Raw genomic sequence first — 20365 nt, 5'->3', positions numbered from 1 at the left:
TATGGAAATTAATATTTGTCACTTATATCCTGATTTATTAAATGTATATGGGGATGTAGGAAACATTTTAATATTGAAGCACAGAGCAGAAAAGAGAGCTATAAAAATAAATATTGTTAATATATCAATGGGCGATATTTTTAATGCAGAGGATTATGATATTGTATTTTTTGGCGGAGGACAAGATTATGAGCAAGCCATAGTTTCCCCAGACTTAATAGAATTTAAAAAATCTGCTATTGATGACTATATACAAAGTGGAAAAGTTTTTTTAGCCATTTGTGGAGGATATCAATTGCTTGGGAAATATTATACTACTCCAGACGGCGAAAAGCTTAATGGTCTTGGTATTTTAGATATTTATACCGAAGGCGGAGATAAGCGTTTTATAGGAAACACAGTTATTCATAATGAGGCTTTTGATGAAACCTATGTAGGTTTTGAAAATCATTCTGGAAGAACTTATATTAATGACTTAAAACCACTTGGCAAAGTTCTAGTAGGATATGGTAACAACGGAGAAGATGGTTATGAGGGCTGCGTTTATAAAAACACCTATTGTACTTATTTTCATGGCTCCCTTTTATCTAAAAATCCGGAACTTGCGGACAGGATACTTACACTAGCACTAAACAATAAGTATAATGAGGTAGCACTAACAACCCTTGACGATAGTTTAGAACTTAAAGCTAAAGAATTTATAATAAATAGGGAAACCTCAAATAAATAGAATTTTTTTCAGTAAATTTATACTGATATTTAAAATAAAAAAAGATGGGGACTTAAGAAAATCTTAAATCTACATCTTTTTTTCTAATTGCAAGGCTAAACTAAAATACTTTATAGACTCAGCTACACTATCAAGTTTATGGTACATACTTCCCATTTCTAAGTAGCGCATATATATCTCTTGCTTTCCACCAAATTTCAATAGGGAATCTAAAGATAAATTCATATACATCTCTGCACTAGATGACTGTCCTTGTCTATCAAGAATAATAGCTTTGTAATAATAAGCTTTTTCAATAAATTTAATATCATCTAAATTTATTGCATAATTTAGAACTTCATCAGAAATAGTCTTTGCTAGTTCCAATACATCATTTTCAATGAGCTCATTAACACAATCAAGCATAAAGCTAACAAGCCCTATCATATTATCCTTAGGATAGCAGGCGAGTCCCTTATTTACATATTCAATCCCTTTATCTTTCATATTACAGTCAAACATTGTAGAACCATAATTGTAAATAGCTGTTGCCCTACTAGAATCTTTATCTTTGTATAACTCATATGACTTCTTTTCATATTCCCCAAACTTACCATTTTTCATTCTTATAGATAACATAGCCAACATATGATATATTTCTGCTGCTTTAAATTCAGTATCAACATACTCTACCAAATCTAATAATTTTATTCCTACTTCATAAGCCTTTTCATAATTTTTCAACATAATATTACAAGCCGCTTCATTATAAGTGACTACAATTAATTTTTTATAATTAGGAATTTCACTATCGCTTAACCTTATCCTAACATTACAATAGTAGCTAGATGCTTGAAGGTATTCTTCTTTTATATATAAATGCCTTGCCATATCTATATAGTAAGTCAGCTGGTTATCCTCTATAGTTGTTTTTAAATATAAATCGTAATACTCTGAAGTAATTGCTTGAGTCTTCTCAAAGTCTCTTTTATCCAAGTAAAAATTAAACAACATGTGTACTAGTTCAATAGCTAATTCATAGTAATTATACTTATGCGCAAATTCCAAATTGTAGCATGCTTTAGTTTCAAACTCATCATTTTTAGAATCCTGTCCACTCTCTACCCATTCTCTCAATGCCTTAATATTTTCATCCACTTGTTCCCTTACATTTTCATTTAAATATGCAATATCTATGTCTAATTTTTTGCTAATCAATTCTAAAATCCAAGGTTCTGCCATAACCTTGTTGTTTTCTATACAACTCATTTTAGATACTGAAATTTTGTCATCGCACATCTCTCTTAATGTATACCCCTTATATATTCTAGTTCTTTTTATCTTTTCTCCCGTTGATAATATCTCCATCCTCATCACCTATCTACAGATTAAATAACTATTCTATGAAACAAAACATAAAATAGTTTCATTAAATTTATTTAATTATTCCTAATTTGTTAAATAATTGAACACCTTCATTTAGATATTTAGCTGCATCCTTATCTCTTCCACCATCAATATAGAACTTTCCAAGCATTATATATATCTCAGCCGCTTCCTTTACCTTCTCTTGCTCTCTTACAAAATTTAGTGCCAATAATAAAGTGTTTTCTGCTTCATTCATATTTCCTTCTAATAAATCAATTCTATATTTTAATAAATAATATTGTTGTAATGCTTTATAATTGCCCTCTTCTACATATTCTAAAATTTGCTCAAGTGCTACCTTGGCTTTATTTACATCCTTAAGCTTAATATAATTTTCACATATATTAGCTAATGTGTCTATTAACTTTGAGTCATTGCTTTTTTTTCTAATTTCTTTTGCTTTATTTAAGTGTATAAAAGATTGTTCCACGTTTTCAAACTCATAAAATAATCTGCCTAAATTATTCTCAATTTCAGAAATATATTTTAAATTATTAATTTCATAGAATACTTTTAAAGTAGCCTTTGAATATTTTATAGCATTTTTAATGTCGCTTTTTTCATTATATTCATTCGCAAGTAATAAAAGTGAATTAGCATATTCTTTCTTACTATCTATTTGCTTAAACTTTTCTTGAGCTAAATATGAATATTTTATAGCGCTGTCCACATTTTCTAATTTAAAATAAGTGTAACCTATATAGTAGTATATTTCACCGAGTAGAAAATCATTTCCCATTTCGTTGTCTGCAAAAACCTTTTCAGCTTGTTGGAAATAGCTTGAAGCAGACTGATACCCCTTAAGTTCAAGCGCTATTTTCCCAAGTTTTAGAAAAGTTTTAATTATCTCTTCATAAGAATTATTTTTGATGAAAATAACATTTGAGGAAAGAAAAACTTGTTGAGCTAATGCAATTTCTTGCCTAGCCATGTATATATCTCCTCTTAAGGATAAGTTTCTTGCTTTTCTATATTCCAATTTGTATTTTTCAGAATAATATAGTGATTTTTCAATGTTTTGCTCAGCTTGCACTAAATCGCTATTTAAAATAAGCGCTTCAGCGATATTTTCATAATACAAACATATTTTTTCGGCTTGAGTTTCTTCTGACTCCATTAGATATTCCACAGTTGTACTTAGTGCATTTGCTAAATATTCTAATAAATCCATGCTAGGATTAGATTTGCTAGACTCAACAAGACTAATTTGTCCTGGAGTTATTCGATCTCCTGCAAGGTCTTTTAATGTCATATTAAGATCTTTTCTTTTTCGCTTTATTTTTTCACCTAAAGACAATATTTCCATAATCACTCTTCCTTTACTGGATAGTAATCTACATACTATTAATATTTAAACCATTCTTAGACAATTTTAATTCAATTATAACATAGTTTCTATTTAAACTGCAAAATTTTTGAATAAAATATGGAATTTTTAACTACAAAATTAAAGACTCCAAACCACACATTTTTCAATATGGTTTGGAGTCCTTTAGTTATGTTTATAAAATATAATCCTTCACACTATCATACATATCTTCTGCCATGTTTTTTACCATTTTACCAGTTTTTCTAACTCTCCTTTTTGTACTTCTATCCATATTAGGAACAATCATTGCACTTGCAACTACACCAATTATAGCACCTGTTGTAATTGTTGATATAAGTTTACCACGCATAAGTAACACATCCTTTCTTTATTTATTATTTATAGCATGTGCATTTTTAAAATAATTAGTCTGTTTATTGCCCTCTAATAAAAAAATAATAAACTCTGATTTTTCTTTGCTAGTAAAATTATCTATTAAATTCTTAGCATATTCCGGGTTTGTATTATACACGCTGGCAATCTCATCATATCCATATATTTTAGTTTTATCAGTATTCTTTTCATCATAATTAGAATTTATAACATTTATATTTTTTTCTCCCATTGGAGCTATTTTCAAAATTTCGCTCTTTACCTCATCACATGCTACATTTATAATGTTTTTTGATAGCCATTTTTCTACAGTCTTGTCTGAATTTATCTCTAATTTTTCTTTACATTTTTCATCAACAAGTTCATTAAATAAATCTCCCGTGTGACTATCTACCTTTACAAATATGATTTCTAATCCACTGCTCATGAGTTCTTGCATTTTCTTATAATATTCCTTTGAAGATTCCTCGCGCCTTTCCCAAAGGCCTGTAGCATGGTAACATATGCCTACATAATCATGGAATATTACTACCTTGCTTTCACCTCTCTCCCGGGCATACTGAGCCCCTTTTATTGCTCCTTCTAGTTCCCCTGCTATTTGTCTTATATTTTTTTCTGAATCACTTTTCCCAGCTCCACTCTCTATATGTAAAACTACATCCTTTTGCACAGCCACCATTCCATAGGAATACTCCTGTGTTGAAGCATTATAGCTTCCATCCACATAAACATGAAGACAATCTTTTGGATAAGTGTTATCTGCTTTTGCACTTGAGTTTCCTGCATCACTTAAAAACTTTTTAGCTTCATTTACATCCTCAAAACTCTTATATTTAGCTCCTTTTACACCTTTTACATATTTTAAGCACTCTGCCCAAGTGTTAACTATTTTATTTTCTATTTTTTCATTGGTAATAGAATTAAAGCCTTCTTTTATTGCATAAACTTTCTTTCCCATTTTATCATTTCTCCTTATTTTAAATCTATCATAAATAAATTATACAACAAATCATCAATTTATCAATTGCAATTTTTACAATATTTACATTTCCAAATTCTATGAGTATCGTTGGACAAGTCTTTATAAAAATATTATAATAACCCTTATAGTCCACATGGATTTTTAGTACAGACTATATCACTTCAATATATTTTTGGTACAGTTTATAACATTCATAAACTAATATCAACAACAAATATAAAAGTATACCCAATAAATCAGTAAAAATAATGTAAGATATATTACGCGAAAGGATGGTGAATGAAGCGACGCAAAAGCTATATTAAAGCTATAGTGTTTTTCTCGCTTCGAGCTTATGAATAAAATTAAAAACAAGTATATTTTATTTCCTGTTATCACTGCAATTTTTTCCTTAGTATTTCTCGTTTTTGTGAGTAATACCTTTAAACTATCTAAAGATAAATTGTATGTGGATTTTCTTAAAGATACCACCTCAAATAATATATCCAGCGTATACGTAACTACATCTCCTAAAATTCAAGTTAAACTTAAAGATGGTACTATTTATCAAACTGATAATCCAAGAACAAATAATTTCAAAGAAAATTTATTAAAAAGTGGTATAAATGTTTCTGAGCAAACTCTAACTAATCCTGCTGAAATAGCTTCTATTGCAGTTTTTGTAATATCACTTATAGTTCTTGGAATTATGGCCTTCAAATCTTCAAAGATAAAAACAAAAAGTATGTTCTCAGCTACAAATCTTGATGTAGCCGCGGTAAAAGATATAGGTTTTAATTTTGAAAATGTAGCCGGCAACGAAGAAGCTAAAGATAGTGTACAGGATGTAGTAGATTTCCTTAAAAACCCTGAAAAATATTCTGCTTATGGCGCTAGAATGCCAAAAGGAATAATTTTATATGGCGATCCAGGAACCGGTAAAACCCTACTTGCAAAAGCTGTAGCTGGAGAAGCAAATGTACCTTTTTATGCGGTCTCGGGTTCTGATTTCATACAAGTATATGTAGGGGTAGGTGCTGGCAGAATTAGAAGCTTATTTAAGAAAGCAAGAGGTCACGGCCGCGCAGTTATATTTATTGATGAGATCGATGCTATTGGTAAGAAAAGAGATAATGGAAGTGGTGGTGGTTCTGACGAAAAAGATCAAACACTTAACGCTCTTTTAACAGAGATGTCTGGTTTTAATGAAACAGAAGGCATAGTTATAATTGCAGCAACTAATAGGCTTGATATGCTAGATCCCGCTCTACTGCGCCCTGGCCGTTTTGATAGGCATATTGAGGTTACCTTACCTGATGTATCTGCCAGAGAGAAAATTTTAAAACTTCATCTTGAAAATAAACCTATTAAGGATATAGATTATGGGCAGTGGGCACACAAAACTTCATATTTTTCAGGTGCAAAACTAGAGAACTTAACCAATGAAGCTGCTATTATTGCTTGCAAGGAGAATGCTTCATTTATTAAAAATGAACATTTAGATAAAGCTTATTCAATAATGCTAGCTGGTTATGAAAAAGTTGACAGGGGTTATATTAAAGCTGAAGATAGAAAAATTACTGCCTTCCATGAAGCAGGACATGCTTTAATTTCACTTAAAATGCTACCAAATGATAAAGTATCTAAAGTTACTATAATTCCGACTACCAAAGGTGCAGGCGGTTATACTTTAAGTATTCCTGAAGATAGATTATATCAGAACAAGGAACATTTAAAGAAAAAAATAATGGTACTTTTAGGTGGTAGAGCTGCTGAAGAGATTATTTTCGGACAGGACTGCGTAACCACAGGTGCTTGCAATGACCTTCAAAGAAGTACCCAGCTTATAACAAACATGGTAACAGAATATGGTATGGGTGAATCATTAGGACTCCTCACTATGGATAAACTAAGTGATTCAGGTCTTACAAATCAAGAAGCAGTATTTTCAGAATGTAAAAACTTAATCTCTGAATTATATGAAGAGGTTAAAAATATTCTAATGGATGGGAAAGAATCGTTAGAAGCTGTGACAGATTTATTAATCCAAAAAGAAACTATATATTACGAAGATCTAATTAATATTATTGGAGATAAAAGCCATAATGTTGCATAAAGCTATTCAGCCCCCCAAGATAAATCTCTGGGGGGCCTATTTATTATATTTTCAAATCATAATTAGAGGGTAAGCCCTCATTACTCTTCTGCTTTAAAACTAACTAAAAAGGCTATAAGCATTCCACCAATAAGTCCACCTATATGAGCAAAATTATCAATATTTGGTAGCGTCACTCCAATAAATATATTTATAAATATAACTGATAAAATACTTCTTATAAACCCTTTTCCAGTTTTACCTTTAGCCTTAATTGCAAAAACAAGTACTGCACCCAGGAGTCCAAAGATTGCACCGGAGGCTCCAATGGAAACACTTGTTGAAAAAATATAACTAAATATAGATGCGCATATGCCGGAAGTAAAATAAATAGCACTATACTTTGCCTTTCCATAAACCTTTTCAACCATCGGACCAATAGAATAAAGTGAATACATATTCACACCTAAATGCACAATACCACCATGTAAAAACATACAAGAAATAAATCTATAATACTGTCCCTTTGCGATTAGCTCATTAACTTTAGCACCAAGTAGAACTAAAACATTAATATCACTATTAAACATGCTCCCTTTTGCATAAACATAGCTCAAATAAGCTGTAACTAAGTACATTATAACATTTATAGCTATAATACCTATAGTAACCCAAGGTTTATCCGCTAAACTTATTTTTTCACTATTGCTTTGCAAATTGTTATTGCTCATTACGCTTGCCAGTTCCTGTACCACTTGCAAATTTACATTTTCGCAGTAGTTCACTTTTTTATCTTTTATCTCTACTCTAATCAATGGTTTTTCTAATAAATTATTTATTGAAAGAGCTTTTGTGTCACTTTCCATACTGAATTCATCCTCAGAGAATAATATATATATATTATTTTTATCCTCTGGAATATCATATTGTTTTAATCCATCTAAGCTTTGCGAACTAATAAATATTAATCGATAGGAATCCCCATTAATATCTTTGCTCACTGTCCATAGATCAGATTTATCATCCCTACTTCTAATATCCTCTAATAAATATCCATATTGCTGGGTAATTCCCTTTATAACAATTTTTATAGTCTTTTCATTCATATTTTACTCCTATAGGACGTCACCCACGTGGCAAGTGGATGGCACCCATATCATATTATTGACTTTACTACAATATTCTTGTTTTGTAGCAAATCTATTTCATAAAATTTAATAGGTTTCCTAGTCTCAGTTTCATAAAGCACCCTTATTACAGGCCTATCAGGAAAATTTTTATTTTGCCTAATTACATACCCTTCAACTCCGTTAGATAACCTTAAACAAATACCTAATGGAAATACTGAAAATGTTTCTTTGAATCTTCGCACTATTTCTTCATCAAAAGCATTTCCAGATCCTGCTAAAATTAACTCGTAAGCATCGCTAGGATTAAATTTTTCTCTATAAGTTCTATCATTACTTACAGCATCATAAACATCACAAACACAAATTATTTTTGCGAACTTAGAAATTTCATTGCTAATAAGTCCAAAGGGATATCCCTTTCCATCAACTCTTTCATGGTGATGTTCCACCGCTTTTAAAACTTCAGTAGATATGGACAAATTCTTTTCTAAAATATTCCTTCCATAAGTAGGATGCTTCTTAATTTCTTCAAACTCTTCAACTGTTAACTCGCCTGCTTTAGTTACTATCTCTTTAGGAACTTTAGTTTTACCTATGTCATGAAGGATTGCGCCTATGCTTAGTTCTTTTAATTCACTTTCCTTAAGATTCATTGACATTCCAAGAAAAATTGCCATAATTCCAGTATCTATAGAGTGGAGATAAGTGTAATTGTCATAAGTTTGAACATCGAACAAACTTTTATTTACATCACCCAACTGAATAATGTAATTAACTAAATCTTCCACTATTGCTAAGGATTCCTTAGTACCTTCCTTATCTCCCCCAGTTACATTTTTCATTATTTTAGACATATTTTTCATTGTTGTTGATTTTAAGTTACTTAATTTTTCATCTTCTATGGATATATCATCTAATCTAGCATCTTGCACATATACATAAAAAACACCTAATTGTTTAAGTTTTTGGATATATTGCTGCGTCAACTTAACTCCTGTTCGTAGTAGGATACTTCCGTCATTTGTAAGTATATTTCGCCCTAGAATTTCATCAACCTTTATACTATTAATAAATTCGAGTCTCATGGCCACTCCTATACATCTATTTGTATTCTTCCTCTTTTCCTTTGATCTTTTCAAAAACTTCTCTAAGTTCCTGCTTTATTAATTCACATATTTCAATTATAGCTTCATTAACAACCATATGTTCTTTTGAATACTCGAATCTAACTACCCATGTTGGATTATATTCATCATCCACAGCCTCAATAGAATATCCTTTATTTCTAAATGCTTCTTCATTAAAATAATCATAAATTGCTGTAAATTGCCACTCTTCCACATCATTATGAGTGTCAAAAAATAAATTTATTGATTCTCCATAATAATTTAATTTTGTAACAAATTCCGCACCTTCAGAAGCTTCATAGCTTCCAAGTTCCTTAACAAATTGATTAGTCTCTTTATCTATTTCCATTAAAACTAACGAAGAAAATTGCATAAAACTCATCCTCTCTTATTTATTACATTTATTACATTCTTTACATTCCCTACAAATTCCTTTTAAATAAACATGACTTTCTGTAAGCGTTATTCCTGTCTTTGCTTTTATTTGTTCTTCTATTTGAGGTATTGGGCAATCTATAACCATTTCCTTATGACATAAATCACATTGAATTATATGTTTGTGAGCATTTGTAATCAGGGTATAGTTATACATATTGTTTCCCAAATCAAATTTATTTAAAATCTTTTTACTTTCAAGCAAATCTAAAGTCCTATATACCGTGGACAAGTCTATTTTTATGTTGTCCTTTGTAAGTATAGAGTATATGAGATTTGCATTTATAGCCTCACTACTTGCAAGTATAATTTCCAATATGCTTTTTCTTGGTTTAGTAACCTTAATATTATTGTCTTTTAAATATGAAATTACATCCATCTACATCACCTTACTACATTATTATAACAATTATAATATACCTCAATCCGCTCACCAATACAAGCAGTGCTTTAAATATTGCATTAAATTTTATTTTTAATTATGGCCCCTATCTTACAAAAAGGCTCCTACAAAAGTAGAAGCCTTTCTAAATAAACTAAAATGTGTTTATCCACAATAATTGATTTTGATTATTTTACTTCCGCAAGTATTGCTACTAAAAAACTCCACATTCTATCTGTTGAAGAGATACTTAGGTGTTCTTTAGGAGTGTGTACATCGTATATATTAGGTCCGAAAGATATTTGATCAATCTTGCCTCCAAATTTTTCACTAATTAATCCACACTCAAGGCCTGCATGTATAGCTGCTATTTCAGGTTTGTTACCATTTATATCATTATATACTTTCTCTAGTATAGTTCTTATCTGTGATTTGGGATTATATTGCCATTCTGGGTAATCAGATTGAAATTCTATAGTTGCTCCTGTCATTTCTGCAAGTACTATAGTTTCATCACATATAGCTTTCTTTAATGTCCTTACGGAACTTCTTACTGCAGAATCAAACACTACCTCTTTACCAGAAGTTGTAAGAACTCCTATGTTGGTTGAACTTTGTACCAAGCCTTCAATTGCCATACTCATATTTTTAACTCCATTTGGAATAAGGAAAAGTATTTGAAGTGCTTTTGTTGCAGTGTCATCAGAAAAGGTTCTTTTTACTTTATTGTCCATTATTTCCATTGATAAATTAACTTCTGGGTCAGTTACAGTTAGTTCGTCTTTCAATATATCATTCCACTGTGCTATCTTTTCGTTAACTATTCCTTTATCATTTTCTCTAAACAATATAATAGCATCAGCTTCACGAGGAATTGCGTTATTTTTAGCTCCTCCATTTATGCTGTTTATTTTGAAGTCAATAGCTGATTTTAAATCCATTAAAAAACGTCCCATAAGCTTTATAGCATTTCCTCGCTCTTTATTGATTTCCATTCCAGAGTGTCCACCATTTAAACCTATTAATTTTACTTCACAGTTTATAAAGTTTTTATCTGCTTCTTCCCAAGTTATTGGAAGCACTATTTTTTCTCTTACTCCGCCTGCACAACTTACTAAAAGTTTGCCTTCTTCTTCTGAATCTATATTTATTAATATTCTTCCATCTAAATTTTTAGGGTCTATAGCCTGAGCTCCACCCATACCTGTTTCTTCTTCAGTAGTCACTAATAATTCTAGTGCTGGATGAGCAATATCAGTAGCTGCAAGTACTGCAAGACCAAATGCCACTGCAATACCATTATCTGCACCTAAAGTAGTTCCATTCGCTCTTAAAAAATCTTCTTCTACAATAAACTCAATAGGATCTTTTTCAAAATCATGCACTACTTCTGTGTTTTTTTCACAAACCATGTCCATATGACCTTGAATTATTATAATTGGAGCTTTCTCATAGCCTTTTGTAGCAGGTTTTTTAATTATTACATTTAATGCACTATCTTGTATTACATTTAAATTATGCTTTTTAGCAAAGCTTACTAACCAATCGCTTATTGCTTTCTCATTACCAGAACCTCTTGGAACCTCATTCATCTCTTTGAAATATTTAAATGCCTCATATGAATTTAAACCTTTTAATTTTTCTAACATTTTTATCATCCTTTCTTTTAAAAAAACATCATTTTTAGCCCGAAAATTATTAGGATCGTTCCCCCAATATAATCTGCATATTTGCCTACAACTTCTATCTTTTTTAAATACCTAGAAATTATAAAGGCTAGTGTAGACATTATAAGGGTTATTCCCCCAATAAACAATGTATCTTTAAATAATACAACCTTTGTTATATTATTTAATACCGTAAAGCCTACCACCATTGCATCTATACTTACAGACATTCCCAAAATAAGATACATCTTAGGTTTAAGTAGTGGACACTTGCCTTCATTTTTAAAACCTTCCACAATCATAAGTACTCCAACCAAAGATATAATCATACCGCCAATTATGATTGGCAAGGTTGCTACGTATGTGTTAAAAAGGAATCCAACATAAGCCCCTATATATGAAAATAAAAATTGAAATAACCCAAATGAAATAATAAAGCCTATCTTATTTACTGATTTAGTTTGGTTGTTTAAGCCTATACATAAAGCTACTCCAAAAGCATCTAAAGATAGTGCTAAAGCAATTGTAAATAATGGGTATAACTCCATAGTTTTCCCTCCCAAAGTAATCCTCTTCAATATATTTAGTCCAATTTCACTATTATTATTCCAATTTTCTGATTCATCATGTATAGCTTTTCATATATCATTATGGATTATTATGTCTTTCTTGTCAACTGTCATTTAACGACAGTCGACAAGGAAATTCACCCATTTATGCATTCTAATGCCATGTGTTTTAATTATTAGTTGTGCATACTGCCTCTTATGAACTATAATATAAAAGGACTTATACTAGGAGGTGCTAATATGCTTTCAATATATAGCAGTGCAGAAAATAGACAGTTAACTAAGCTTGAAAATATAGAGCCCGGTTGTTGGATTAATATGATAGATCCCTCAGATGAAGAATTAATATTCGTATCTAAAAAGACAAATGTGCCTATGGATTTTTTAAAGGCCGCCTTAGATGAGGAAGAAACCTCTCGTATTGACATAGAAGATTGCACATTAATTATACTGGATATCCCTTTTACAGATATGGATGATAATTCCTTAACCTATGATACTTATCCTTTAGCTATGATCCATACTGATAAAGTTATAATCACAGTATGTTTGAAAAATAGCAAAATATTATCAGATTTTACTGAAAGAAAGGTTGGCTCCTTCTTTACTTTTAAACGTTCAAGATTCATGCTACAAATTTTATATAGAATTGCTAATTATTATTTAATATACTTAAGACAAATTGATAAGAAAAGCTCTATAGTAGAAAAACAGTTACATAAATCTCTAAAGAATAAAGAGCTTCTTCAATTATTAGCCCTGGAAAAATCTCTTGTGTATTTTTCTACTTCTTTAAAAGGAAACGAACTCACCTTAGAAAAAATGCTTAAACTGGATATTCTTGAAAAATATGAAGACGATAGTGATGTATTAGAGGATGTTATTATTGAAAACAGACAGGCTATAGAGATGTGTACTATTTATAGTAATATTTTAAGTGGAACTATGGGTGCCTACGCTTCTGTTATATCAAATAATCTTAATATAGTAATGAAATTACTAGCTGCCATTACTATAGTTATGGCTGTACCCAATATGGTTTCTGGATTATATGGTATGAATGTAGTTGGGATACCCTTCGCTACAAACCCTTTAGGCTTTTGGTATGTGGTTGCGCTAATTGGAATTATTGGTGTTTTTGCTATTTATTACTTGAATAAAAAAGATATGTTTTAAAATAATTGAAACTAAATTGCTTTTTAAAGCGTAATATACTATGGTATGATTAACTTACATATGAACTCATATTATTCACAGATAATACATTTGTGAATTTAAAATTTATAAATGAAAAGGGGATATACTTATGAGAAGAAAAAAAATTCTATGTGCAACTCTTATTATAGCAGGACTTTCTACTATGTTTGCACTGAAAACTTATGCAGCTGAAGCTTCAATGCCAAACGGTACTGTAGTTATTGGGGCTAAAGCCTTTGATTTGGCCTATGCTAATGACCCTAAAAACCTAGATGAAATTAAAGCAGCATTAGTGGTTGGTGGCAGTGTATATGTTAAAGATTTTACTGCAGTTTGGATTGACAATACTAGCGCTAAAACTGTAAGCGCTACATCTATTCCTAGTGTAATTTATAAAGGACCAACTGGTACTTTAAGCAATTATGCAGTTGGAGATATATTAAACGATACTACAACTTCATTAGAAGTAATTAGTATAGAGTAATATCTTTATAAATAGAAGAGGAGAGATAGTTTTTAAAACTATCTCTCCTCTTCTATTTATAAAGATGATTTGTGACCTTGATTTTATTTCACATCAGTTCCCTTTTGCAGATTTAACTCTACTGAACCTACCTCTTTATCATCTGCTTTTATAAGCTTAATTTCTACTTTGTCCTTTTCTTTTCTAACTGGGAAAGCTGTGGTAGCTTTACCTATCACTTGTTTTTGTGTTATAGGTTTCTTGTCATAATAAACCTGATATTTTGTAGCACCCTTATACTGTTTTTTCCCTGCATCTGAAAGATTTACATTTACTATAGATCCAAAAGAAGCCTTTCCTACAGTAGCAGTAATAAGTCCACTAACATCAGTTTTAGCTTTTGCATCATTCGAGCTAGCCTGATGATTTTTATTTATGTAAACCATACCTACAACTGCTACCATAATTAATACAATAACCGATATAATAACAACTTTTTTATTCACGTTCTTTTTCATTTATTTCTTCACTCCTATATTTCTCATGTATACTATGATACATTGATTTACTTTATTATTTATCATTTAATATTATTTTTAATTCCTTAATAACTTTCTTGTTTTCACCCAATAGCTTTAGCACTACTTCATTTCCAGCCTTTTGCTCTGGAAAGATGGTTGTCTCATTTTTTGTAATACTTACAATATTTGATATTGGCTTATTTCCCAGGAAAAATTGATAGTATTTATAACTAGTATTATCATTAGTACTATCCATAAGAATTTCTGCTGTAGAGCCAAAGTTCCCAGCCTTTACAAAAACAGAAAATCCCTCTTTTTTATTGGTAACTTTTGTGGCTTTGTCCTTCTGTCCCTCTGTGGCTACTACTTTTTTTCCTTCTTTTGTATCCTTATTAGTTTCACTTGTAACCTTTTCTCCAGCTTTCTCTTCATTGGTTGTAGCCTTCCCTTTAGCTGCTTCTCCATCCTTCTTTTTTGACTCTTCAGTGTTTATAGCGCTTTTAGTGCTTTTTTCTTTGTTATCACTATTAACTTTATTATCTTTAGATTTGTTGAAAAAGAAAAATAAAATTATTACCAATATAATAACTACTAATGAAATTACTATTTTTTTATAATTTTTTTTATCAACTTTCATATTTTGTCCTCCTATACTATGCTTTAAAATATACTTTACAGTTACTTATATCGTAATCCTTGTTAACAATATACTCTTCTGTTATAGTAAAATCATAAATTTTCGCTTTATGAGGATTTACATTTATATTTTCAATATCAAATATTCCTTTAGCCACTACTTCCCCTTGTTCATCCACAATTAATATTGGAAGTCGCTCTAATTTTACAATTTTATCGTAACCATTAAGAATTAGAAAAACTACAGAAATAGAATTATCCATGCACCTTAAAGTTTTAAACACCTCAATATTAACATCTCCAGATCTTATTAAGGGTAATTTATTTAAGAACTTTATAAGGCTATTTTTCAAATCACGGTCCATATTTTTTGGCATCTCGTCAAGTTCAACCTTTACGGTTTTTATAGCACTAATAGATTTTTCAAATTGTATTTTCCAATCATCCATTGGAATTGTATCAACAAATACATTTATCTTATCAAAATAAACTTTATATGGTCTTGCAGAAAAAGGAGGCAATATTCCAAAATCATGCATGTCCATAATTTGTTTTGCGAGTACCTCACCCTTTTGGTTTATAATTACTAACGGAACTTTGTGAAAATTAATTTGATTTGCCAGTCCATTTCTTAAATAAACACTAACCTCAATTTTATCTCCCATATCAAAGGTATATACACCATTGATAGATACTTGTCCATCTTCCAGTGGTGGCATACCAGCTAATTCTTCACTTAAAAAGTCCTTTTGAAAATCAGACATAACCCCTTTATCATATTCATTAAGATGCAGATTTATATTTACTGCCTCTTTTTCTGATATTATTACAGTATCAGTGTTTTTCATACTAAATTCCTCCTAATAGGTTCAATCCTAATATTTATCGTCAAAGATTACAGTTCATTATATCATATACTTTTGAATTAAATAATAAACTTTCGTTTTACTTGCCCATTATAAACTACGTTAAAACTTGCAAATAGTTGCACTTAATTTTTAACGAGATGATATTTTACCCTTAGCGTCAATTTTATCTTATCAAGGAGTTTCAGTTTTTGCTCTTAAACTGTATTACATTAAATCATCACCTGCAGTGCTGCAATATCATTAACTCAATTAAAAATGCCAAGTGACATACACTTGGCATTTTTAATTTATTATTTTTTTCCATTGATATCAATAACTTTGCAGATTGTTTACTGTATTACTTTGGCATTGCTGATAATCCTGTACGATTGTCTATCCAATTACCTGTAAAATCTTTAATATAAATTGCACCACCACTCACTATTGCACTATTGATTTCTAAAGCATGTAATGGATTATTAGCATAATTTAAAGTAAATGCTTTAGTTCCTATTAATACAGTTCCATTAACCATTGCATCAAAATCAGTTTGAGAAAGATTCGTATTTTGAGTCACAAAATAATCACTACAATAATTTATTTTAATAGTAATATACCCATCAGAATCAATTGAACCTGTTGTAATTGTTTCATAGGTGTTCTTTTCTTCAAAGTATTTAAAAACAGTTGCAGATTTCCCTGCCCAGTCCTTGCTTATATAAATTTTCACAGTTGCAATACCTGGTAAATTACCATTATAATTAAAAGAAAATGGGATTAATAATTGATCCTTTCCTGTAACTTGATAAACCTTTGTAGCTTCCTTATTCCTTAAAACATCTGACACCGTCTTTAATGATAAATCTATATCATAATTTGCAACTGAAGTAATGTCTTTTCCATTAAATGTCCAGCTTATTCCATTTTTTTCAAAAGTAATATTTTTATCTTGACCTTTAATAGTATTAAATATACTTTTGCTTACCACTGAATTAAGTGTTAAGTCAAATTTAATGTTTGAACCAATTGCTGCAGAATTAATCCTATTGATTATTGAAGGGACAACTTTATTCTTATTACTACCCCCATTATGTTCTCTTTTCCGTTCAGAAATACCACCAGTTTTAACTACATCTGCTGCACTACCAACTGCTAATTGTAAGTCAGTGTTATATTTGGATACTACTGCTGTTATATCAGCGGTGTCATTTACTGCCAATCCAGCTACTACTGGCATTGCATATACATTTATACTTCCTGTAGAATCTTTTATCCTAGATGTCTTTACATTATCTATACTTGTGAATGTTACATTTTTAATTTTAACCAATTGTCCTTGTAAAGAGTCATTAATAGCACCTAGAGTAACTTCTTTAGGTGTAACTGCATTACCTGTACTTACTGTTACTACACCAGCCGCAGAAGTTGGCGTTACTTCTAATAAACCGTTATATATTGATAAGTTTCCTGTCACTGTAATTTTATCGCCTTTCTTAGCTGTAAAAGTAGTCCCCGCTTTGTTAAATACACAAATCCCGGCTATAGCATCTTGCATAAATACATTATTACCAGTTACTGCGGAAACTGTTCCTGTAAGTGTAACTGCTGTTTTAAGTGTGGTTCTAGCTTCTAATATAGTCATTACTACAGGGTTTTCAACTACCATTTGATTATCTATTCTATTATTCATTACAACTGTCATTTTGCCTTTTGCTCTAACATCAGCATTTAAAGCATCACGTACAGTCTCATGTGAATCTACTAAGCTAGCTACTATCTCTGGTGCTAAGAACCCTGTAAAAGTGTCTCCCCCAGTTGCAATAAAATCGGGTGCATTTACTTTTAGTATATCAGTATCCTTAACTATTGTACCGTTACTTTCTCTAATTATGCTTTTCACTCTTTGTCCCGGTACTTCTGGTTTATATGATGGTTTTGACGAATCATATATAAATTTAACTCCAGAAATTTGTATTCCTTTACCATTAGTTTGAACCGCTTGTTCAAAAATCAATTTTAGCTGTGCCCCTGTCATGGTTGTTGTACAAATTGTATTGTCAAAAGGCATAATATTAAATATTGTTCCAACAGTTATATCTCCTGCTGCAATTGGACTTAATCTAATTCCACCATTGTTCACCATCCCTACATCTGCTGGTGATTTGGGATAGTTCTTTACAACATCTGCCATCCAGTTTCCAAGTTGTGATTCACCATAAGGTGCCTCAACTTGGTCTTTATTTAAAGCAGTAGAATTTGTTCCAATTTTTTCATTAAATATTGGTAACAATGTGTTACTAGCATCATCAACAATTTTCTTACAATCAGGATCTATTGACGATGATATTTCGGTTGTAAGTACATTCCAGTTTGAACCTTTAGGTGAGAAACCTATTATTTTATTTGCTTGGTCTACAGTAATCTTTAAATTAATAAAACCTTTACCTGTAGAAGCTGCATTTACTGTAGGAACATCTTTACCGTCGGCATCCTTGTTTACAACATCACCGCTAGTATGTGTGTGTCCACCAAACACTGCATCTACTCCATGTAACTTATTAACTATAGTATTAAGTGATGAACCACCATCATGTATGTCTGCTAATACTATATCAGCCAAATGATTAGTTCTTAAATCTACAGCTACCTTATTAACTTCTGTGGCTACATCCTTAAAATCGTAAGGTGATGTCATAGCTGGCATAATTATAGATGGTGCTTCTTGAAGTATACCTCCAATAACTGCTATTTTCACTCCATCTTTAGTAATTATTTTGTATGGTGCATATGGCCTAGTATCTTTACCTTTGTTATACATGTTAGCACATACAATGCTGTAATTTGCATCTTTCATTGTCTCAGTATTAATTACATTAAGTCCCCAATCAAATTCATGATTTCCTAAAGCTGTAACTTCCATTCCTATCTTAGACAATACCTTTTGAACTGGAACCCCATGTAACACATTAGATATTGGTGTCCCTTGATATAAATCTCCTCCACCAATTATCAATGTTCTATTTGGATTTGCAACTTTTACATCCTTAACTACTTTTGCAAGTGCCGCTCCTACAGGTTTTGTATTAGTGGAATCTAAAAGTTGTCCATGAAAATCTGTAATTTCTATTATATTAAATACTTTGTTTTTGGGTGGTGCGTTTGCAGTAACTGTAACTACGCATAATGATGTCTTAGCTCCATCTCCTGTTGTTACTCTTATGGTTGCAGTGCCTTCAGTAACTCCTGTAACTACTCCATTAGCTACTGTTGCTACAGCTGAATTATTTGAAGACCAAGTAAGGTTTTTATTTGTAGCATTAGACGGTGCTATTGTAGCCACTAAAGGTGATGTTTTTCCAACACCTAATGATAATGTAGCTTTATCCAACGTCGCTGTGGTAACGCTTACATTTTCAACAGGATTTGCATCTTGTAGGATTTTAACATCGTCTATAGCCACATTTCCTACTACCTTATTAAGTGTAAATCTAACTTGCTTTATATTACTATCTAATTTATAAGTTTGTATTCCCTTTGTTTCTGCAGTTAACTGGATATCTTTTACAATACTCCAAGTAACACCATCACTTTGCTCAACTAATACCTTTGAAGTACAAACAGATGGTGTACCACCACCTTGACCTTTAATCCAAAAGGAGAGTGTTGCTTTTGCTGCTAAACTAAAACTAGAAGTTACAACTTGATCCCCTGTAACCTTTAGTGCTATAGAGGGTGCTTTCAGACCGAAGTCATTGGCATAATATGATGTAATACCTTTAAAAGTCCAATCTACTGGTACAGGAGTACCATTTGGGCTTACATTATCAAACCCTTCACTTAAAACAGTAATTACGTCTGCCTTTACAACTTGAGCTCCAATAAGCCCATTAAAATTAAATAACATTAACGTTAATGTCATTATCAAACTTAGTATCTTTTTCTGTTTCTTTTTAAACATCTAATTACCCCCAATTTGAGATTTTGATCCTTTTAAATTAGCCTCAAAATAATGATAATCTGATTCTATTCACACCTCCTCAAGCAGATTTCTAATATTTAATTTCGGCACTTAATTATAACTTATTTGTTAACTTTTTACAATGAAAGCATTAGAAAATATACTTTATTTAAATCGTTATTTATAATCATTTCCATCACTATTTCGCTCCTCATCATTAGCCTGCAAGATAGTTTATAGTAATTAATATTCTATAAATATTATTAAAAGAAATACAAAAAGATAAGGACAACTGTCCTTATCTTTTTATTCATTATTTTTCACTGCTATATCTTAAGCCTAAGTTTTTTTATCAAGAACCTCAAGGTTCAATATCCATATTTACCCAAGGGCCTGACCCCTTCTTAATGACATATTTACCCAGGGGCCTGACCCCTTCTTAATAAATGTCAACTATCTTACCATCGACACCTAAAACTAAGGTTTTAAAATCTTTAATATTAACATTAGTTAAAAAATTCTCTATACTGCCATCAT

The 20365-nt window shown here is 31.0% G+C and carries 18 protein-coding genes; 4 read left to right on the top strand and 14 right to left on the bottom strand.

Annotated features, from left to right (window positions below; translation table 11 throughout):
- Nucleotide 1 precedes the first annotated feature (1 nt).
- Nucleotides 2–730 (top strand): type 1 glutamine amidotransferase, encoded by a 729-nt coding sequence (locus Ctaglu_RS18560; RefSeq protein WP_125004475.1) that lies wholly within the window; start codon nt 2–4, stop codon nt 728–730.
- Nucleotides 731–799: 69 nt separating this feature from the next.
- Here Ctaglu_RS18560 and Ctaglu_RS18555 read toward each other — a convergent pair whose 3' ends face one another.
- The 4 genes from Ctaglu_RS18555 to Ctaglu_RS18540 form a co-directional block, all read right to left on the bottom strand.
- Nucleotides 800–2077 carry a helix-turn-helix domain-containing protein gene (locus Ctaglu_RS18555; protein WP_125004473.1) on the bottom strand — a complete coding sequence of 426 codons (1278 nt, stop codon included), beginning with the start codon at nt 2075–2077 and terminating at the stop codon, nt 800–802.
- Nucleotides 2078–2144: 67 nt separating this feature from the next.
- Nucleotides 2145–3443: a helix-turn-helix domain-containing protein gene (locus tag Ctaglu_RS18550; protein ID WP_125004471.1), complete on the bottom strand. Its 1299-nt coding sequence runs from the start codon at nt 3441–3443 to the stop codon at nt 2145–2147.
- Between the two features lie 196 nt (nt 3444–3639).
- Nucleotides 3640–3816, bottom strand: a complete 177-nt coding sequence (locus tag Ctaglu_RS18545; protein ID WP_125004469.1) for a YtxH domain-containing protein — start codon at nt 3814–3816, stop codon at nt 3640–3642.
- 18 nt (nt 3817–3834) lie between these two features.
- Entirely contained in the window at nt 3835–4797 is a 963-nt protein-coding gene (locus tag Ctaglu_RS18540; RefSeq protein ID WP_125004467.1) for a ribonuclease H1 domain-containing protein, read from the bottom strand.
- A 358-nt stretch (nt 4798–5155) separates the two neighbouring features.
- On the opposite strand from Ctaglu_RS18540, the gene Ctaglu_RS18535 reads away from it, so the two are divergent.
- A complete protein-coding gene (locus tag Ctaglu_RS18535; RefSeq protein WP_125004465.1) occupies nt 5156–6916 on the top strand; it encodes an ATP-dependent metallopeptidase FtsH/Yme1/Tma family protein in 1761 nt (586 codons plus the stop codon).
- Between the two features lie 80 nt (nt 6917–6996).
- Here Ctaglu_RS18535 and Ctaglu_RS18530 read toward each other — a convergent pair whose 3' ends face one another.
- The 6 genes from Ctaglu_RS18530 to Ctaglu_RS18505 form a co-directional block, all read right to left on the bottom strand.
- On the bottom strand, nt 6997–8001 hold the full coding sequence (locus tag Ctaglu_RS18530; protein ID WP_125004463.1) for a rhomboid family intramembrane serine protease: 1005 nt from the start codon (nt 7999–8001) through the stop codon (nt 6997–6999).
- A gap of 50 nt (nt 8002–8051) precedes the next feature.
- Nucleotides 8052–9110, bottom strand: a complete 1059-nt coding sequence (locus Ctaglu_RS18525) for an HD-GYP domain-containing protein (RefSeq protein ID WP_125004461.1) — start codon at nt 9108–9110, stop codon at nt 8052–8054.
- Between the two features lie 16 nt (nt 9111–9126).
- The gene (locus Ctaglu_RS18520) at nt 9127–9525 is read right to left on the bottom strand and encodes a DUF6762 family protein (protein ID WP_125004459.1); all 399 of its coding nucleotides are present in this window, start codon (nt 9523–9525) and stop codon (nt 9127–9129) included.
- 15 nt (nt 9526–9540) lie between these two features.
- The gene (locus tag Ctaglu_RS18515) at nt 9541–9966 is read right to left on the bottom strand and encodes a Fur family transcriptional regulator (RefSeq protein WP_125004457.1); all 426 of its coding nucleotides are present in this window, start codon (nt 9964–9966) and stop codon (nt 9541–9543) included.
- Nucleotides 9967–10157: 191 nt separating this feature from the next.
- Complete coding sequence (locus tag Ctaglu_RS18510; RefSeq protein WP_125004455.1) at nt 10158–11618, bottom strand: aminoacyl-histidine dipeptidase; 1461 nt, start codon at nt 11616–11618, stop codon at nt 10158–10160.
- Nucleotides 11619–11635: 17 nt separating this feature from the next.
- A complete protein-coding gene (locus Ctaglu_RS18505) occupies nt 11636–12184 on the bottom strand; it encodes a manganese efflux pump MntP (protein ID WP_125004453.1) in 549 nt (182 codons plus the stop codon).
- Nucleotides 12185–12445: 261 nt separating this feature from the next.
- Between Ctaglu_RS18505 and Ctaglu_RS18500 the strand changes: the two genes are divergently transcribed.
- Nucleotides 12446–13381, top strand: a complete 936-nt coding sequence (locus Ctaglu_RS18500; protein WP_125004451.1) for a magnesium transporter CorA family protein — start codon at nt 12446–12448, stop codon at nt 13379–13381.
- A gap of 130 nt (nt 13382–13511) precedes the next feature.
- Entirely contained in the window at nt 13512–13886 is a 375-nt protein-coding gene (locus Ctaglu_RS18495; RefSeq protein ID WP_125004449.1) for a hypothetical protein, read from the top strand.
- Nucleotides 13887–13969: 83 nt separating this feature from the next.
- Here Ctaglu_RS18495 and Ctaglu_RS18490 read toward each other — a convergent pair whose 3' ends face one another.
- The 4 genes from Ctaglu_RS18490 to Ctaglu_RS18475 all read right to left on the bottom strand — a co-directional run bounded on the left by Ctaglu_RS18490 (nt 13970) and on the right by Ctaglu_RS18475 (nt 19828).
- A complete protein-coding gene (locus Ctaglu_RS18490) occupies nt 13970–14383 on the bottom strand; it encodes a hypothetical protein (protein ID WP_125004447.1) in 414 nt (137 codons plus the stop codon).
- Nucleotides 14384–14438: 55 nt separating this feature from the next.
- Nucleotides 14439–15023: a hypothetical protein gene (locus Ctaglu_RS18485; RefSeq protein ID WP_125004445.1), complete on the bottom strand. Its 585-nt coding sequence runs from the start codon at nt 15021–15023 to the stop codon at nt 14439–14441.
- Nucleotides 15024–15039: 16 nt separating this feature from the next.
- The gene (locus tag Ctaglu_RS18480; RefSeq protein WP_125004443.1) at nt 15040–15870 is read right to left on the bottom strand and encodes an SLAP domain-containing protein; all 831 of its coding nucleotides are present in this window, start codon (nt 15868–15870) and stop codon (nt 15040–15042) included.
- A 358-nt stretch (nt 15871–16228) separates the two neighbouring features.
- Nucleotides 16229–19828, bottom strand: a complete 3600-nt coding sequence (locus tag Ctaglu_RS18475) for a 5'-nucleotidase C-terminal domain-containing protein (RefSeq protein ID WP_125004441.1) — start codon at nt 19826–19828, stop codon at nt 16229–16231.
- Between the last annotated feature and the right edge of the window lie 537 nt (nt 19829–20365).

Source organism: Clostridium tagluense (genome assembly GCF_003865095.1).
GTDB lineage: Bacteria > Bacillota > Clostridia > Clostridiales > Clostridiaceae > Clostridium_AD > Clostridium_AD tagluense.
The sequence above is the reverse complement of the archived record's forward strand: the minus strand, read 5'-3'. Positions and strand labels throughout refer to the sequence as shown.

What these genes read in the sequence shown, in the direction of transcription:
- Ctaglu_RS18560 (WP_125004475.1), top strand. Translation starts at nt 2, where the DNA reads ATGGAAATTAATATTTGTCACTTATATCCTGATTTATTAAATGTATAT.
- Ctaglu_RS18555 (WP_125004473.1), bottom strand. Translation starts at nt 2,077, where the DNA reads ATGGAGATATTATCAACGGGAGAAAAGATAAAAAGAACTAGAATATAT.
- Ctaglu_RS18550 (WP_125004471.1), bottom strand. Translation starts at nt 3,443, where the DNA reads ATGGAAATATTGTCTTTAGGTGAAAAAATAAAGCGAAAAAGAAAAGAT.
- Ctaglu_RS18545 (WP_125004469.1), bottom strand. Translation starts at nt 3,816, where the DNA reads ATGCGTGGTAAACTTATATCAACAATTACAACAGGTGCTATAATTGGT.
- Ctaglu_RS18540 (WP_125004467.1), bottom strand. Translation starts at nt 4,797, where the DNA reads ATGGGAAAGAAAGTTTATGCAATAAAAGAAGGCTTTAATTCTATTACC.
- Ctaglu_RS18535 (WP_125004465.1), top strand. Translation starts at nt 5,156, where the DNA reads ATGAATAAAATTAAAAACAAGTATATTTTATTTCCTGTTATCACTGCA.
- Ctaglu_RS18530 (WP_125004463.1), bottom strand. Translation starts at nt 8,001, where the DNA reads ATGAATGAAAAGACTATAAAAATTGTTATAAAGGGAATTACCCAGCAA.
- Ctaglu_RS18525 (WP_125004461.1), bottom strand. Translation starts at nt 9,110, where the DNA reads ATGAGACTCGAATTTATTAATAGTATAAAGGTTGATGAAATTCTAGGG.
- Ctaglu_RS18520 (WP_125004459.1), bottom strand. Translation starts at nt 9,525, where the DNA reads ATGCAATTTTCTTCGTTAGTTTTAATGGAAATAGATAAAGAGACTAAT.
- Ctaglu_RS18515 (WP_125004457.1), bottom strand. Translation starts at nt 9,966, where the DNA reads ATGGATGTAATTTCATATTTAAAAGACAATAATATTAAGGTTACTAAA.
- Ctaglu_RS18510 (WP_125004455.1), bottom strand. Translation starts at nt 11,618, where the DNA reads ATGTTAGAAAAATTAAAAGGTTTAAATTCATATGAGGCATTTAAATAT.
- Ctaglu_RS18505 (WP_125004453.1), bottom strand. Translation starts at nt 12,184, where the DNA reads ATGGAGTTATACCCATTATTTACAATTGCTTTAGCACTATCTTTAGAT.
- Ctaglu_RS18500 (WP_125004451.1), top strand. Translation starts at nt 12,446, where the DNA reads ATGCTTTCAATATATAGCAGTGCAGAAAATAGACAGTTAACTAAGCTT.
- Ctaglu_RS18495 (WP_125004449.1), top strand. Translation starts at nt 13,512, where the DNA reads ATGAGAAGAAAAAAAATTCTATGTGCAACTCTTATTATAGCAGGACTT.
- Ctaglu_RS18490 (WP_125004447.1), bottom strand. Translation starts at nt 14,383, where the DNA reads ATGAAAAAGAACGTGAATAAAAAAGTTGTTATTATATCGGTTATTGTA.
- Ctaglu_RS18485 (WP_125004445.1), bottom strand. Translation starts at nt 15,023, where the DNA reads ATGAAAGTTGATAAAAAAAATTATAAAAAAATAGTAATTTCATTAGTA.
- Ctaglu_RS18480 (WP_125004443.1), bottom strand. Translation starts at nt 15,870, where the DNA reads ATGAAAAACACTGATACTGTAATAATATCAGAAAAAGAGGCAGTAAAT.
- Ctaglu_RS18475 (WP_125004441.1), bottom strand. Translation starts at nt 19,828, where the DNA reads ATGTTTAAAAAGAAACAGAAAAAGATACTAAGTTTGATAATGACATTA.